This is a genomic window from Enterococcus sp. 12C11_DIV0727 (assembly GCF_002148425.2).
Taxonomy (GTDB): domain Bacteria; phylum Bacillota; class Bacilli; order Lactobacillales; family Enterococcaceae; genus Enterococcus_L; species Enterococcus_L lemimoniae.
The window spans coordinates 2,793,041-2,809,372 of record NZ_CP147248.1; the positions used below are offsets into that span (position 1 = coordinate 2,793,041).

General features: G+C 42.8%; 9 protein-coding genes, 9 tRNA genes and 3 rRNA genes. All 21 read left to right on the forward strand.

The window, feature by feature from the left end:
- The first annotated feature begins 53 nt into the window (after window positions 1-53).
- The 21 genes from A5866_RS13190 to A5866_RS13290 all read left to right on the forward strand — a co-directional run bounded on the left by A5866_RS13190 (window position 54) and on the right by A5866_RS13290 (window position 16,323).
- Window positions 54-521 carry an FtsB family cell division protein gene (locus A5866_RS13190; protein ID WP_086276921.1) on the forward strand — a complete coding sequence of 156 codons (468 nt, stop codon included), beginning with the start codon at window positions 54-56 and terminating at the stop codon, window positions 519-521.
- Between the two features lie 43 nt (window positions 522-564).
- The gene (locus A5866_RS13195) at window positions 565-1,041 is read left to right on the forward strand and encodes a S1 domain-containing RNA-binding protein (protein WP_086445144.1); all 477 of its coding nucleotides are present in this window, start codon (window positions 565-567) and stop codon (window positions 1,039-1,041) included.
- A gap of 87 nt (window positions 1,042-1,128) precedes the next feature.
- The gene (tilS, locus tag A5866_RS13200; protein ID WP_086445143.1) at window positions 1,129-2,511 is read left to right on the forward strand and encodes a tRNA lysidine(34) synthetase TilS; all 1,383 of its coding nucleotides are present in this window, start codon (window positions 1,129-1,131) and stop codon (window positions 2,509-2,511) included.
- Between the two features lie 205 nt (window positions 2,512-2,716).
- Window positions 2,717-3,262 carry a hypoxanthine phosphoribosyltransferase gene (hpt, locus tag A5866_RS13205; RefSeq protein WP_086276915.1) on the forward strand — a complete coding sequence of 182 codons (546 nt, stop codon included), beginning with the start codon at window positions 2,717-2,719 and terminating at the stop codon, window positions 3,260-3,262.
- A 97-nt stretch (window positions 3,263-3,359) separates the two neighbouring features.
- Window positions 3,360-5,522, forward strand: a complete 2,163-nt coding sequence (ftsH, locus tag A5866_RS13210) for an ATP-dependent zinc metalloprotease FtsH (protein ID WP_086445142.1) — start codon at window positions 3,360-3,362, stop codon at window positions 5,520-5,522.
- Window positions 5,523-5,649: 127 nt separating this feature from the next.
- Window positions 5,650-6,141, forward strand: coding sequence for a helix-turn-helix transcriptional regulator (locus A5866_RS13215; protein ID WP_254907606.1), 492 nt, complete (start codon window positions 5,650-5,652; stop codon window positions 6,139-6,141).
- Window positions 6,142-6,319: 178 nt separating this feature from the next.
- Window positions 6,320-7,216, forward strand: coding sequence for an Hsp33 family molecular chaperone HslO (gene hslO / locus A5866_RS13220; protein WP_086445141.1), 897 nt, complete (start codon window positions 6,320-6,322; stop codon window positions 7,214-7,216).
- Between the two features lie 12 nt (window positions 7,217-7,228).
- Window positions 7,229-8,233, forward strand: a complete 1,005-nt coding sequence (gene dusB / locus A5866_RS13225; RefSeq protein ID WP_086276908.1) for a tRNA dihydrouridine synthase DusB — start codon at window positions 7,229-7,231, stop codon at window positions 8,231-8,233.
- 94 nt (window positions 8,234-8,327) lie between these two features.
- Window positions 8,328-9,824, forward strand: a complete 1,497-nt coding sequence (gene lysS, locus A5866_RS13230; protein WP_086445140.1) for a lysine--tRNA ligase — start codon at window positions 8,328-8,330, stop codon at window positions 9,822-9,824.
- 717 nt (window positions 9,825-10,541) lie between these two features.
- Window positions 10,542-12,102: ribosomal RNA gene (locus A5866_RS13235) — 16S ribosomal RNA — on the forward strand.
- A gap of 286 nt (window positions 12,103-12,388) precedes the next feature.
- Window positions 12,389-15,300 (forward strand): 23S ribosomal RNA (locus A5866_RS13240).
- Window positions 15,301-15,396: 96 nt separating this feature from the next.
- Window positions 15,397-15,512 (forward strand): 5S ribosomal RNA (gene rrf, locus A5866_RS13245).
- Together the 16S, 23S and 5S rRNA genes with 9 tRNA genes alongside form the textbook arrangement of a ribosomal RNA operon.
- 14 nt (window positions 15,513-15,526) lie before the next feature.
- Window positions 15,527-15,599 (forward strand) — tRNA-Val (locus A5866_RS13250).
- Window positions 15,600-15,605: 6 nt separating this feature from the next.
- A tRNA-Lys gene (locus tag A5866_RS13255) sits at window positions 15,606-15,678 on the forward strand.
- 12 nt (window positions 15,679-15,690) lie between these two features.
- A tRNA-Leu gene (locus tag A5866_RS13260) sits at window positions 15,691-15,772 on the forward strand.
- A gap of 31 nt (window positions 15,773-15,803) precedes the next feature.
- Window positions 15,804-15,876: transfer RNA gene (locus A5866_RS13265), tRNA-Thr, on the forward strand.
- 8 nt (window positions 15,877-15,884) lie between these two features.
- Window positions 15,885-15,956: transfer RNA gene (locus A5866_RS13270), tRNA-Gly, on the forward strand.
- Between the two features lie 10 nt (window positions 15,957-15,966).
- Window positions 15,967-16,052: transfer RNA gene (locus A5866_RS13275), tRNA-Leu, on the forward strand.
- Between the two features lie 30 nt (window positions 16,053-16,082).
- Window positions 16,083-16,156, forward strand: a tRNA-Arg gene (locus tag A5866_RS13280).
- Window positions 16,157-16,166: 10 nt separating this feature from the next.
- Window positions 16,167-16,240 (forward strand) — tRNA-Pro (locus A5866_RS13285).
- A 10-nt stretch (window positions 16,241-16,250) separates the two neighbouring features.
- Window positions 16,251-16,323, forward strand: a tRNA-Ala gene (locus tag A5866_RS13290).
- The last annotated feature ends 9 nt before the right edge of the window (window positions 16,324-16,332 follow it).

Sequence of the window (16,332 nt, forward strand, 5' to 3'; positions counted from 1 at the left end):
TTAGATGTTGGTATAATAAGACAGACAAACCAAAAACGAGTGGAGCGGAAAACATGAGTAAAAAGAAAAAAGACGTGGAAAAAGTTGCTGCCTTAGATAATGAGTATACTAAAGAACAGTATGCCGAATTTCAAAAACAGCAAAAGCAGCTGATTTTCAGACGCCGACGTCTGGCTGTTGTTTTTCTCGTGGCATTTGTGATCTTTATCGTTTCGGGTATCCAGCTAATGCAAGACTATCAACAGTTGAATGCCTTTAAAAAACAGCAGGCAGAAGCCGTAGCTGAGTCAGCAGAAGCGGATAAAAAGTTAAATCGATTGGAACAAGATGTTGCGCTTTTAAGAGATGACGATTATGTGGCGAAACTTGCTCGTAGCCGTTTTTATGTCTCAAAAGAAGGCGAACAGATTTACAACATTCCAGAGTTAGGCGGAACTACTAGCTCTAGTAATGAACAAAAACAATCAGGGCAAGAGAGTCAATCACAGTCTCATTCAACTGAGAAACAATCAGGCGAATAACTGCAGATATAATAGGGTAAATAATAGGAGGAACATTTTTTTTATGTCAATTGAAGTAGGAGCGAAGTTGCCAGGAAAAGTGTCTGGTATCACTAATTTTGGTGCCTTCATCGATCTTGGTGAAGGAAAAACAGGGTTGGTTCACATTAGTGAAGTGTCAAATGGATTCGTAAAAGATATCCATGATGTATTGACCGTAGGGGATGAAGTAACTGTAAAAGTTACCTCAGTCGGTGATGACGGTAAAGTAGGTTTATCGATTCGTAAAGCACAAGAACAAGCTGCAGAACCAAAGCGTGAATATCAACGTCGTGATAACAATGACTATCAAGCTAATCGTGACCGTGGATCACGTCCAGCACCTAAAAAACAATTTACAAGAACGCAACCAATGAACAGCTCAAAACAAGATTTTGACTCATTGATGAGCTCATTCTTAAAAGATAGTGACGACCGTTTGACTTCATTGAAGCGTAATACAGAAGGTAAACGTGGCGGACGCGGTGGACGCCGTAACTAATAAATATCGAAGCTGAGCGAAAGCTCGGCTTTTGTGTTTTGAGCATTTTTTTCGGGTCTATCAACTATGAAACCAAGAGGTGAGTAGATGTTTCAAGAATTTTACAATCATTGTAAAAGAAATGAATACTGGCTGCCAAAGCAAAAAATAGTACTGGCGGTTTCCGGCGGAGTAGATTCAATGGTTTTGTTGAGGTTTATGCAAATAGCTGCTGAAAAAGACCAGCTAGAATTAGCAGTCGCCCATGTCAATCATGAGTTACGGGGAGAATCAGAGGCAGAAGCGAAGTACCTGCGAAACTATTGTCAAGATCAAGCCATTTCTTACTATAGCAAAGTCTGGGAAGAACCTGAGAAGACAAAAAATATAGAAGCACGGGCTCGCAAATTTCGCTATGATTTTTTCAAAGAAATTATGGAGCGAGAAAACTATCCTACGCTTATGACTGCTCATCATAGTGATGATCAAGCTGAAACTGTATTAATGAAACTAACAAGAGGCAGTGCCTTACCTAACTTAGTGGGAATTAGAGACGTACAGCTGTTTGGAATTGGAGAATTGATTCGTCCTTTTTTATTATTTTCAAAAGAAGAATTGACGCAGTTCGCTAAAAAATCAGGAATCGTGTATTTTGAAGATGATTCAAATAGGAGTGATACCTATTTGCGTAATCGCTTCAGAAATCAAATCGTGCCACTTTTAAAAAAAGAAAACCCAAAATTTTTGCAGCATATCATGGATTTTAGTGAGCAAGTCTCGTTGGCTGATCAACTTATTCAGTCCGTGATAGAGCCAAAATATGAACGATGGGTAGAAGCAACCACAGAAGGTTGGCAGGTTAAACTATCTGATTTGAAACGGGAGCAAAAAAGTATCCAAACATTTTTCCTAATGACTTTATTTCAACGAACAATCGTACCTAAAGGTGTAAAGATAAACCAATTGCAGATTCAACAATTATTGACAATGCTAAATCGTTCCGCTCCCCAGTTATCATTAGATATGGAACAAGGTTGGCAGGTTGTAAAAGAATATGACATGCTATTACTGAAAAAAAAGCAACCTGTAAATTATGAGAGCGTATTTTATTTGAATGAAAACGAGCACTTTTTTCTATCTGAAAAAGAATGGGTCGGTTTGGAAGTAACAGGGAAAACACTTGAGGTGCCAGAGTCTACCAAGGATTGGGCAGAATTTTCTTTGCTCATAAGTGGGCAAACTGTTTTACCATTAACGATTCGTCGCCGAAAAAATGGAGATAAAATCGCTTTGACTCCAGAGCTGACAAAGCGCTTGAAGCGGATATTTATCGATCGTAAAATACCTAATTCGATCAGAGAGCAAGCATGGGTCGTTCTATCAGGGCAAGAGCAGATTATTTGGATTCCACAGTTTGTAAATTCCTATTTGAGTATTCCTAAAGAAACTGATAAAATACTCTACAGGCTCCTTTATAAAGTAAAACAGTAAAAACTAAAAAAATACTGTTATTCAAAGAAGCAAAAGGACATAAAAAATCAGAAACAACGACTTAAAAGTCAGAGAAAAAGTGATTGCTCGTACAAGCATATCTGTTTAGGGCAACGAAACACTACACTATCGTTTCGACTTTATCTACCTCTCAGGAGAACTGCAAGGAGTTAAAGGTCGAACTTATAAGGAAAGGGAGAGCAATATGTTAGAGAAAGATATTAAACAAGTCTTGATTACAAAAGAACAAATTCTTGAAAAATCAACTGAACTTGGCAAAAGACTAACAGAAGATTATCAAGGTAAAAATCCGTTAGTAATCGGTATTTTAAAAGGTGCGATACCTTTCATGGCTGATATCACACGTTGCATCGACACGCATTTAGAAATGGATTTTATGGCTGTATCTAGTTACGGCAACGCAACTGTATCTTCTGGTGAAGTAAAAATCATCAAAGATTTAGATACAAATGTTGAAGGACGTGATATCTTGATCGTAGAAGATATTATTGACAGCGGCCGTACGTTAGCATATCTCGTAGATTTATTTAAATATAGAAAAGCAGCATCTGTGAAAATCGTCACTCTATTGGATAAACCTGAAGGTCGTGTCGTTGATATCGTTGCAGATTACGTTGGTTTTGATGTGCCAAACGAATTTGTTGTGGGTTATGGATTGGATTATGCAGAAGCATACCGAAATCTCCCTTATGTAGGCGTATTGAAACCTGAAATCTATGAATCAAATTAATATCTCTCTTAGATTTAGTTATGTTACAATGTAAAGGTCAGAATTGATAAAATAAACCGTAAAATTAATTACGAGCAGCAGTCAAAGGAGGACAGGCATGAATAAAAAGAATGGCGGCATGAAAAATGGCCTATATTACGTATTGCTGATTTTGGCGATGGTTATGGTTGTATATTTCATTTTTGGAAATAACAATCCTCAATCACCAGATATCGAATACTCGACTTTTAGTACTCAATTAGAGGAAGGCAAAGTCAAAGAACTGACAATCCAACCAACAAATGGTGTGTTTAAAATCACAGGTCAGTACAAAGAAAAACAAGAAATCAAAAACACTGGCGGTCTTTCTTTATGGGGATCAACAGAAGTTTCGACAAAATCATTTACAACAATTGTCCTACCGAGTGATATCACATTGTCTGGGATCCAAGATATGGCTAAAGACAACAATGTAAAACTTACAGTAAAAGAACAATCAACAAGTGGTGCTTGGCTTTCTATCTTGTTTAGTTTCTTACCGATCGTATTGTTCATCTTCCTATTCTATATGATGATGGGACAACAAGGCGGCGGTGGCGGTGGTGGCGGCCGTGTCATGAACTTTGGTAAATCAAAAGCCAAAGAAGCAGATAAAAAAGCCAACCGCGTACGCTTCTCTGATGTAGCAGGAGCTGAAGAAGAAAAACAAGAATTAGTTGAAGTGGTTGAGTTCTTAAAAGATCCTCGCCGTTTCGTTGAATTAGGTGCCCGCATACCAGCAGGTGTTCTACTAGAAGGACCTCCAGGAACAGGTAAAACATTACTTGCTAAAGCCGTTGCCGGTGAAGCAGGCGTACCGTTTTATTCTATCTCGGGTTCAGACTTCGTTGAAATGTTTGTCGGTGTCGGGGCAAGCCGTGTCCGTGACTTATTTGAAACAGCGAAGAAAAACGCTCCAGCGATCATCTTTATCGATGAAATCGATGCAGTAGGTCGTCAACGTGGTGCTGGTATGGGCGGAGGGCACGATGAACGTGAACAAACCCTTAACCAATTACTTGTGGAAATGGATGGATTTGATGGTAACGAAGGTGTTATTGTTGTTGCCGCAACCAACCGTTCAGACGTATTAGATCCAGCATTATTACGTCCAGGTCGTTTTGACCGTCAAATTTTAGTAGGTCGTCCTGATGTGAAAGGTCGTGAAGCAATTCTTAAAGTTCATGCCCGTAACAAACCATTGGCTGACGATGTTGATTTAAAAGTAGTAGCACAACAAACACCAGGTTTTGCTGGTGCAGATTTAGAAAACGTCTTAAACGAAGCCGCTTTAGTTGCAGCTCGTCGTAATAAGAAGAAAATCGATGCATCCGATGTGGATGAAGCAGAAGATCGTGTCATTGCAGGACCTGCGAAAAAAGATCGTGTCATCAACAAAAAAGAACGCGAAATGGTTGCTTACCACGAAGCTGGACATACAATTGTCGGTTTAGTCTTAAGCCGTGCTCGCGTTGTTCATAAAGTAACGATCATTCCTCGTGGCCGCGCTGGTGGTTATATGATTGCTTTACCAAAAGAAGATCAATTCTTAATGACTAGAGAAGACATGTTTGAACAAATCGTTGGTTTACTTGGTGGTCGTACAGCTGAAGAAATTATCTTCAATGTTCAATCAACAGGTGCATCTAATGACTTTGAACAAGCGACTGGGATTGCCCGTAGTATGGTAACTGAATATGGAATGAGCGACAAATTAGGTCCAGTTCAATATGAAGGAAACCATCAAGTCTTTGTTGGTCGTGATTATGGTCAAACGAAAGCATACTCTGAACAAGTTGCCTTTGAAATCGATCAAGAAGTACGTCGTATCTTGATGGAAGCTCATGATAAAGCACGTGAAATCATTGAATCTCACCGTGCGCAACATAAGCTGATTGCTGAAAAACTGTTGGAATTCGAAACGTTAGATGCCCGCAGTATCAAATCATTGTTTGAAGAAGGGGTTATGCCTCAAGACGTTATTGATAGCCAATTCCCTAGCGAAAAAGCTCAAACGTTTGAAGAAGCAAAACGTGCATTAGAAGAAAAAGATGCTCAAAGACAAGCTGAAGAAAAACAAGATTTTGAAGAAGCGAAAAAAGAATTACATGACGAAGTAGAAGAAGTAAAAGCGGACAGCGAAAAAACAGAAGAACAAGTTCAATCAGAAACGAAAACTGATGATGAACGTAAGACAGATTCTGAATATGACCGTAATAACTTTGATGATCGTTACAAATAAGAAAATAGAATCTCTGTTGAGCTCACTAAACGAGTTTAACAGAGATTTTTTGATTTGTTGCGTGCGCAACGTGCGCCATTGCTGTATTTTGAGTAAAGTAAGTATTAGATTTAAAGGAGCGAGTGGAATGACTTTAGGCGAACTAATTCGTGAAAAAAGAATTGAATCAGGTATCACACAACAACAACTGGCAGACAAGATATATGTCACGCGTCAAACAATCTCGAAATGGGAACTAGGAAAAAGCCTGCCAGACCAAGTATCGTTGCATTTGTTAGAAACTATTTTACAGTTTAAGTGGCATTACAAAACAGAAGAAGAAAAAAGGAGGAAACAAATGATGTTCCGTATAAAAAGTGTTCTTACTCAATTTGTGGGGCTCGTCTTTTTTTGCATTTTATTTTTACCATTGCGTATGATGTGGATAATGGGAAAAAGAAAATGGCAGAATCCATTCGTGCAATATGTGGGGATTCCGCTAGTTATCGCTGGCTATTCCATCTACATGTATTCATTAAATACTAAAGCATTTTATATCGTATTAGTTTGTACGATTTTAATGTATATCATGTTAAGGAGTTATTTTCCCTTGAACCGTTCAAAGGATTACTCAAACTAGTTTGAGCGCCTAAGGTCTATTACTCTTCAAAAGAAGTCTGCAATCTCTATCAGTTTAGGCTGGCAGAGGTTGTTTGTTTTTCTTTGAATCAACATTATTTAGTTGAAAAAATAGTGAAACCCTAGTATTATCTGATAATGAGTCAGAAAAAGTCCCAAGTGAGAAGAGGAAAATAAAAATGGAAGATTACTTAGTTAAAGCATTATGTTATGAAGGATCGATTCGCGCTTATGCAGTTCGCGCAACAAATATAATTTCAGAAGCACAAAAACGTCATGACACATGGAGCTCGTCAACTGCAGCATTAGGCAGAACGATGGTAGGCGCTTTATTACTTGGAGCAACATTAAAAGGCGAAGATAAATTAACTGTAAAAGTTCAAGGAAATGGGCCAGCAGGAAGTATTGTTGTTGATAGCGACGGTAGTGGTAATACTAAAGGCTATATAAAAAATCCACATGTTAGTTTGACGCTAAACGAAAGTGGTAAAATTGACGTTCGCGGAGCAGTAGGAACAGAAGGGATTTTCACTGTAATCAAGGATTTAGGTTTAAAAGAAACATTTTCAGGGCAAACACCGATTGTTTCTGGTGAAATAGGTGAAGACTTCACCTATTTCATGGCTGTTTCCGAACAAATACCATCTGCAATCGGGCTAAGTGTCTTGGTTGATACAAATGAAAGTGTCAAAGCGGCAGGTGGCTTTATGATCCAAGTGATGCCAGGCGCAGATGAAAAAACAATTGATTTTATTGAACAACGATTACAAGAAGTACCGATGATTTCCCGCTTGATCGACGAAGGAGAGTCGCCCGAGGGAATCTTAGAACGCCTTCTTGGTAAAGATGAAATTGAAATCTTAGAAAAAATGCCCGTTCAATTCAAATGTAATTGCTCAAAAGAAAAATTTGGTACAGCAATCATCGCTGTAGGTTTAGACGAAATCAATGCTATGATCGATGAGGATCATGGGGCGGAAGCTGTTTGCCAATTCTGTGGTAATAAATATCACTATAGTGAAACGGATTTAATCGAGCTTCGCGATGAAGCAATCAAAAATACACGAGAGCAATAGGAGCGAATCACTATGTGGAAAATAGGAAACGTTGAAATCCCAAATCGTGTCGTTGTTGCACCGATGGCAGGAATCAGTAACGCAGCATTTCGTGTGACGGTTAAAGAATTTGGTGCAGGCTTAGTGGTCTGTGAAATGATCAGTGATAAAGGAATTCAACAAAGAAACAAAAAAACCTTAGACATGCTGTATATCGATGACCAAGAGTACCCATTAAGCGTACAAATTTTTGGTGGAGATAAAGAGAACCTAGTTGAAGCAGCGAAATTTGTAGAAGAAAACACTAAAGCTGCAATCATTGATATCAACATGGGGTGTCCCGTAAATAAAGTGATCAAAGCCGAAGCAGGTGCAAAATGGCTTTTAGATCCGAATAAAGTTTATGAAATGGTCGATGCCGTTTCTTCTGCAATAGACCTACCTGTTACAGTGAAAATGCGAACTGGTTGGGATGAAGAGCATCTATTTGCTGTTGAAAATGCCTTGGCAGCTGAAAAAGCAGGTGCTTCAGCTATCGCTATGCATGGTCGTACTAGAGTTCAAATGTATGAAGGTCAAGCAAACTGGGACGTTTTAAAAGAAGTAAAACAACATCTAACAATCCCTTTTATGGGGAACGGCGATGTTCGTACACCAGAAGATGCAAAACGAATGCTTGAATATGTGGGAGCGGACGGTGTTATGATCGGTCGAGCAGCGCTAGGCAACCCCTGGATGATTCAGCGGACTAAAGAATATCTTGAAACAGGAGAGCTGATGCCTGAGCCGACACCGCGTGAAAAAATTGAAACGGCTAAAGTACATCTGCAACGACTAGTTGATTTAAAAGGTGAAAAAATCGCTACGAGAGAATTTAGACAACATGCTTCATACTATCTAAAAGGGATTCCTCGTGCAGCTAAAGTAAAAGTTGCGATCAACCAAGCAGAGACTCAGCAAATGATGGTTGATTTACTTGATGCATTTGAAGAAAAAGCAGAAAAACATGCAGAAAAAGATACAATCGAAACAATCTAGTAAAAAAAGCAGGCCGAAACAAAAATTCGGCTTGCTTTTTTTTGTTTTAATGTGGCATTATAGGGGTATGTGATTTCAGAATGGAGGAAGTAAAGTGGCAGATGAACAACAAGCGCATGTAGAAGATCTAAATGATCAAATGCTTGTGCGTCGTGAGAAAATGGAAAATTTACGTGGAGAAGGGATTGATCCTTTCGGCAAGCGTTTTGATCGTACACATAACTCAAAAGAATTACATGAACAATTTGATCAACACTCAAAAGAAGAATTAAGCGAGATGGATTTATCAGCGAGCGTAGCTGGTCGAATGATGACCAAACGTGGCAAAGGAAAAGCTGGCTTTGCTCATTTACAAGACCGCGAAGGACAACTACAGATCTATGTACGAAAAGATCAGGTTGGTGATGAAGCCTATGAATTATTTAAACATGCGGACTTGGGGGACTTCTTTGGTGTTACAGGACAAATTATGAAAACAGATACAGGTGAAGTAACGGTTAAAGCGAAAACAATTGTGTTGTTAACAAAAGCCCTACGTCCATTACCGGATAAATACCATGGTTTAACAAATGTAGAACAACGTTACCGTCAACGCTATTTAGATTTGATTAGTAATAAAGACAGTTTCGATCGTTTCATGAAACGTAGTCAAATCATTAGCGAAATCCGTCGTTATCTTGATAGTAATGGCTATGTAGAAGTAGAAACACCTGTCCTGCACAATGATGCTGGCGGTGCTACGGCACGTCCGTTTATTACACATCACAACGCATTGGATATGGATTTATACTTACGAATTGCCTTAGAATTGCACTTAAAACGTTTGATTGTCGGCGGTATGGAGAAAGTCTATGAGATTGGTCGAGTATTCCGTAACGAAGGGATCGACACAACGCATAATCCTGAATTTACGATGTTAGAAGCCTATACAGCCTATACAGATTATAAAGATGTAATGGATTTAACAGAAGGAATTATCCGTAATGCTGCGGAAAAAGTGTTGGGAACAACAACGATCACATATGATGGTAAAGACGTCGATTTAGGCTCTGAATTTAAACGTGTCCATATGGTTGAAGCGATCAAAGAACAAACCGGTGTTGATTTCTGGCAAGAACTGACTATTGAAGAAGCACGTGCCTTTGCGAACGAGCACAATGTAGAAATTAATCAAAACATGACGGTTGGTCATATTATAAATGAGTTCTTTGAAACATTTGTTGAAGAAACGCTTGAGCAACCAACTTTTGTTTACGGACATCCAGTAGAAGTATCACCTTTAGCGAAGAAAAATCCAGAAGATGGTCGTTTTACTGATCGATTCGAACTATTTATAGTAGGAAAAGAATTTGCGAATGCATTTACTGAACTAAATGATCCAATTGATCAACGTGAACGTTTTGAAGGCCAAGAAAAAGAACGTGAACAAGGAAATGATGAAGCACATGGGGTGGATGAAGACTTTATTGAAGCATTAGAGTATGGTTTGCCACCAACCGGAGGATTAGGAATCGGGATTGACCGCTTAGTTATGCTATTAACTGATGCTCAATCAATTCGTGATGTCCTATTATTCCCAACAATGAGATAAAAAAATCAAAGGGCAGATTATATGGTAATAATCTGCCCTTTTTATTTTCTAAAAAATACTAAGAAAAACACAATGAATACCTATCCTGAAAGGTAAAAAACGAACATTGAAGAACAAAAATAGTAAAACAATCGGTAACGGAAAAAACTTTCAAAAAAGTGCAAGTTTTAGTTGACCTACGCCTAGAATCTTGGTATATTATATCTTGTCGCAAGGCACCGAGGAAACATGTCAAACGATGAAGATAATATAACAGCTTAAGTTTGAAAAAAACTTTTGCAATCAGTAAAATAGTTGTTGACAAGCAGCTGCGGACCTGATAAACTAGTGGAGTTGTCGCAAGAAACAAAGACAGCTGAACGAAAATAGAATAACAATTCGAGTTTGAAAAAACTTGAAAAATCGGCGAGAAAGTTGTTGACAAATAACAAGTAACCTGATAAACTAATGAAGTTGTCACGAAACAGTTGATAACATCAAGCAGAAAAAAACTTTGAAACTTTTTTTAAAAAAAGTGTTGACATCAAATCGAAGATTTGATATGATATAAAAGTTGCTGCGAGGTAACACAGTAGACCTTTGAAAACTGAACAAAGTAAGACGAACCAAATGTGTAGGTTGTTTTTACAACGGTAAAAACAAACAACAATTTATAACAAGCAAGCAATATGCTAGCAACCAAATGAGCTTATCGATCGCAAGATCGTGTTCAACTTTTATTATGAGAGTTTGATCCTGGCTCAGGACGAACGCTGGCGGCGTGCCTAATACATGCAAGTCGAACGCTTCTTTTCTACCGAGTGCTTGCACTCATTTGAAAAGAGGAGTGGCGGACGGGTGAGTAACACGTGGGTAACCTACCCATCAGAGGGGGATAACACTTGGAAACAGGTGCTAATACCGCATAACAGTCGACACCGCATGGTGTTGATTTGAAAGACGCTTTCGGGTGTCACTGATGGATGGACCCGCGGTGCATTAGCTAGTTGGTGAGGTAACGGCTCACCAAGGCCATGATGCATAGCCGACCTGAGAGGGTGATCGGCCACACTGGGACTGAGACACGGCCCAGACTCCTACGGGAGGCAGCAGTAGGGAATCTTCGGCAATGGACGAAAGTCTGACCGAGCAACGCCGCGTGAGTGAAGAAGGTTTTCGGATCGTAAAACTCTGTTGTTAGAGAAGAATAAGTAGGAGAGTAACTGCTCTTACCTTGACGGTATCTAACCAGAAAGCCACGGCTAACTACGTGCCAGCAGCCGCGGTAATACGTAGGTGGCAAGCGTTGTCCGGATTTATTGGGCGTAAAGCGAGCGCAGGCGGTTTCTTAAGTCTGATGTGAAAGCCCCCGGCTCAACCGGGGAGGGTCATTGGAAACTGGGAGACTTGAGTGCAGAAGAGGAGAGTGGAATTCCATGTGTAGCGGTGAAATGCGTAGATATATGGAGGAACACCAGTGGCGAAGGCGACTCTCTGGTCTGTAACTGACGCTGAGGCTCGAAAGCGTGGGGAGCAAACAGGATTAGATACCCTGGTAGTCCACGCCGTAAACGATGAGTGCTAAGTGTTGGAGGGTTTCCGCCCTTCAGTGCTGCAGCTAACGCATTAAGCACTCCGCCTGGGGAGTACGACCGCAAGGTTGAAACTCAAAGGAATTGACGGGGGCCCGCACAAGCGGTGGAGCATGTGGTTTAATTCGAAGCAACGCGAAGAACCTTACCAGGTCTTGACATCCTTTGACCGCTTGAGAGATCAAGTCTTCCCTTCGGGGACAAAGTGACAGGTGGTGCATGGTTGTCGTCAGCTCGTGTCGTGAGATGTTGGGTTAAGTCCCGCAACGAGCGCAACCCTTATTGTTAGTTGCCATCATTCAGTTGGGCACTCTAGCGAGACTGCCGGTGACAAACCGGAGGAAGGTGGGGATGACGTCAAATCATCATGCCCCTTATGACCTGGGCTACACACGTGCTACAATGGGAAGTACAACGAGTCGCTAGGCCGCGAGGTCATGCAAATCTCTTAAAGCTTCTCTCAGTTCGGATTGTAGGCTGCAACTCGCCTACATGAAGCCGGAATCGCTAGTAATCGCGGATCAGCACGCCGCGGTGAATACGTTCCCGGGCCTTGTACACACCGCCCGTCACACCACGAAAGTTTGTAACACCCGAAGTCGGTGAGGTAACCCTTGTGGAGCCAGCCGCCTAAGGTGGGATAGATGATTGGGGTGAAGTCGTAACAAGGTAGCCGTATCGGAAGGTGCGGCTGGATCACCTCCTTTCTAAGGAATATTACGGAAACTTACACATTCGTCGCTACTTTGTTCAGTTTTGAGAGGTTTACTCTTATAGAAGAAGTTAATCATTGGATTTTCTTTCTTATTATATGATTCTCTCAAACGAATTGTTCATTGAAAACTGGATATTGAAGTAAAAAAGTAATCAAAACAAACCGAGAACACCGCGTTGAATGAGTTTTTTAAGTAAAATAGTTCGAATGCTTATTTTATTGGTCACGCCTCTATCGCTAGAGAAACGAACCAAACAAAACCGATCGTAAGATCGTAAGGTTAAGTGAATAAGGGCGCACGGTGGATGCCTTGGCATTAGGAGCCGATGAAGGACGGGACTAACACCGATATGCTTTGGGGAGCTGTAAGTGAGCTATGATCCAGAGATTTCCGAATGGGGAAACCCAGCATCTTTTATAGGATGTTACTATTCAGTGAATACATAGCTGGATAGAGGTAGACGCAGAGAACTGAAACATCTAAGTACCTGCAGGAAGAGAAAGAAAATTCGATTCCCTGAGTAGCGGCGAGCGAAACGGGAAGAGCCCAAACCAACAAGCTTGCTTGTTGGGGTTGTAGGACTCCGTTGTGGTAGTCTGTCAAGATAGTCGAAGAACCTGGAAAGGTTCGCCAAAGTGGGTAATAGCCCCGTAGACGAAATGTTGGCAACACCTAGGAGGATCCTGAGTACGGCGGAACACGAGAAATTCCGTCGGAATCCGCGGGGACCATCCCGCAAGGCTAAATACTCCCTAATGACCGATAGTGAACCAGTACCGTGAGGGAAAGGTGAAAAGCACCCCGGAAGGGGAGTGAAATAGATCCTGAAACCGTGTGCCTACAACAAGTCAAAGCCCGTTAATGGGTGATGGCGTGCCTTTTGTAGAATGAACCGGCGAGTTACGATTGCATGCGAGGTTAAGGTGAAGAGCCGGAGCCGCAGCGAAAGCGAGTCTGAATAGGGCGAATGAGTATGTAGTCGTAGACCCGAAACCATGTGATCTACCCATGGCCAGGTTGAAGGTGTGGTAAAACGCACTGGAGGACCGAACCCACGTACGTTGAAAAGTGCGGGGATGAGCTGTGGGTAGCGGAGAAATTCCAAACGAACTTGGAGATAGCTGGTTCTCTCCGAAATAGCTTTAGGGCTAGCCTCGGAATTAAGAATGATGGAGGTAGAGCACTGTTTGGACTAGGGGCCCATCTCGGGTTACCGAATTCAGATAAACTCCGAATGCCATTCATTTATATCCGGGAGTCAGACTGCGAGTGATAAGATCCGTAGTCGAAAGGGAAACAGCCCAGACCACCAGCTAAGGTCCCAAAATAACTATTAAGTGGAAAAGGATGTGGGGTTGCACAGACAACTAGGATGTTGGCTCAGAAGCAGCCACCATTTAAAGAGTGCGTAATAGCTCACTAGTCGAGTGACCCTGCGCCGAAAATGTACCGGGGCTAAATAGTTTACCGAAGCTGTGGATTACACCTCTGGTGTAATGGTAGGAGAGCGTTCTAAGGGCGTTGAAGGTCGATCGTGAGGACGGCTGGAGCGCTTAGAAGTGAGAATGCCGGTATGAGTAGCGAAAGACGGGTGAGAATCCCGTCCACCGTATGACTAAGGTTTCCTGGGGAAGGCTCGTCCGCCCAGGGTTAGTCGGGACCTAAGCCGAGGCCGATAGGCGTAGGCGATGGACAACAGGTTGATATTCCTGTACCAGTTGTTTTTGTTTGAGCAATGGAGGGACGCAGGAGGCTAAGGAATGCATGCGACTGGAAGTGCATGTCCAAGCAGTAAGTCTTGAGTAGAGTCAAATGCTTTACTCTTTACGGACAAGCTGTGATGGGGAGGGAAATAATAGTACCGAAGTTCCTGATGTCACACTGTCAAGAAAAGCTTCTAGTGAGAAAACAACTGCCCGTACCGTAAACCGACACAGGTAGTCGAGGAGAGTATCCTAAGGTGAGCGAGCGAACTCTCGTTAAGGAACTCGGCAAAATGACCCCGTAACTTCGGGAGAAGGGGTGCTGACTTCGGTCAGCCGCAGTGAATAGGCCCAAGCGACTGTTTATCAAAAACACAGGTCTCTGCAAAATCGAAAGATGAAGTATAGGGGCTGACGCCTGCCCGGTGCTGGAAGGTTAAGAGGATGGGTTAGCTTCGGCGAAGCTCAGAATTGAAGCCCCAGTAAACGGCGGCCGTAACTATAACGGTCCTAAGGTAGCGAAATTCCTTGTCGGGTAAGTTCCGACCCGCACGAAAGGCGTAACGATTTGGGCACTGTCTCAACGAGAGACTCGGTGAAATTTTAGTACCTGTGAAGATGCAGGTTACCCGCGACAGGACGGAAAGACCCCATGGAGCTTTACTGTAGCTTGATATTGAGTGTTTGTACCACATGTACAGGATAGGTAGGAGCCGATGAATCCGGAACGCTAGTTTCGGAGGAGGCGCTGGTGGGATACTACCCTTGTGTTATGAACCCTCTAACCCGCACCACTTATCGTGGTGGGAGACAGTGTCAGGTGGGCAGTTTGACTGGGGCGGTCGCCTCCTAAAAGGTAACGGAGGCGCCCAAAGGTTCCCTCAGAATGGTTGGAAATCATTCGCAGAGTGTAAAGGCAGAAGGGAGCTTGACTGCGAGACTTACAAGTCGAGCAGGGACGAAAGTCGGGCTTAGTGATCCGGTGGTTCCGCATGGAAGGGCCATCGCTCAACGGATAAAAGCTACCCTGGGGATAACAGGCTTATCTCCCCCAAGAGTCCACATCGACGGGGAGGTTTGGCACCTCGATGTCGGCTCGTCGCATCCTGGGGCTGTAGTCGGTCCCAAGGGTTGGGCTGTTCGCCCATTAAAGCGGCACGCGAGCTGGGTTCAGAACGTCGTGAGACAGTTCGGTCCCTATCCGTCGCGGGCGTTGGAAATTTGAGAGGAGCTGTCCTTAGTACGAGAGGACCGGGATGGACTTACCGCTGGTGTACCAGTTGTTCTGCCAAGGGCATTGCTGGGTAGCTATGTAGGGAAGGGATAAACGCTGAAAGCATCTAAGTGTGAAGCCCACCTCAAGATGAGATTTCCCATTTCTTTAAGAAAGTAAGACCCCTGAGAGATGATCAGGTAGATAGGTTGGAAGTGGAAGTGCAGTGATGTACGGAGCGGACCAATACTAATCGGTCGAGGACTTAACCAAAGAAACGAAATAAAAAAGTATTTTCGGAATGTTTGATTACTACTTCAATCCAGTTTTGAGTGAATAATCACTCAACTTAATAGTAACAACACCCAGTGTGGTGGCGATAGCGAGAAGGATACACCTGTTCCCATGCCGAACACAGAAGTTAAGCTTCTTAGCGCCGATTGTAGTGAAGGGTTTCCCTTTGTGAGAGTAGGACGTCGCCACGCTAAAGTGTTGTCTTGGAGGTTTAGCTCAGCTGGGAGAGCACCTGCCTTACAAGCAGGGGGTCGGCGGTTCGATCCCGTCAACCTCCATTTTTTGAGCCGTTAGCTCAGTTGGTAGAGCATCTGACTTTTAATCAGAGGGTCGCAGGTTCGAGCCCTGCACGGCTCATAGGAATATTTTGCGGGTGTGGCGGAATTGGCAGACGCACTAGATTTAGGATCTAGCGCCTTACGGCGTGGGGGTTCAAGTCCCTTCACCCGCATTTTTAGTCTCGTTTAATACTTGGCGAATACGCCGGCTTAGCTCAGTTGGTAGAGCATCTGATTTGTAATCAGAGGGTCGAGGGTTCAAATCCTTTAGCCGGCATCCAAATTGCGGAAATAGCTCAGTGGTAGAGCACCACCTTGCCAAGGTGGGGGTCGCGGGTTCGAACCCCGTTTTCCGCTTAGCTTGTTCGCCGGGGTGGCGGAACTGGCAGACGCACAGGACTTAAAATCCTGCGGTGAGTGATCACCGTACCGGTTCGATTCCGGTCCTCGGCATTGCAGTGACATACAGATGTATGACATGTAGCACCCATAGCTCAACTGGATAGAGTGCTTGACTACGAATCAAGAGGTTAGGGGTTCGACTCCCTTTGGGTGCATTTGTAAATACGGGAAGTAGCTCAGCTTGGTAGAGCACTTGGTTTGGGACCAAGGGGTCGCAGGTTCGAATCCTGTCTTCCCGATTTATGTTGTGGGGCCTTAGCTCAGATGGGAGAGCGCCTGCTTTGCACGCAGGAGGTCAGCGGTTCGATCCCGCTAGGCTCCATTAGTAATT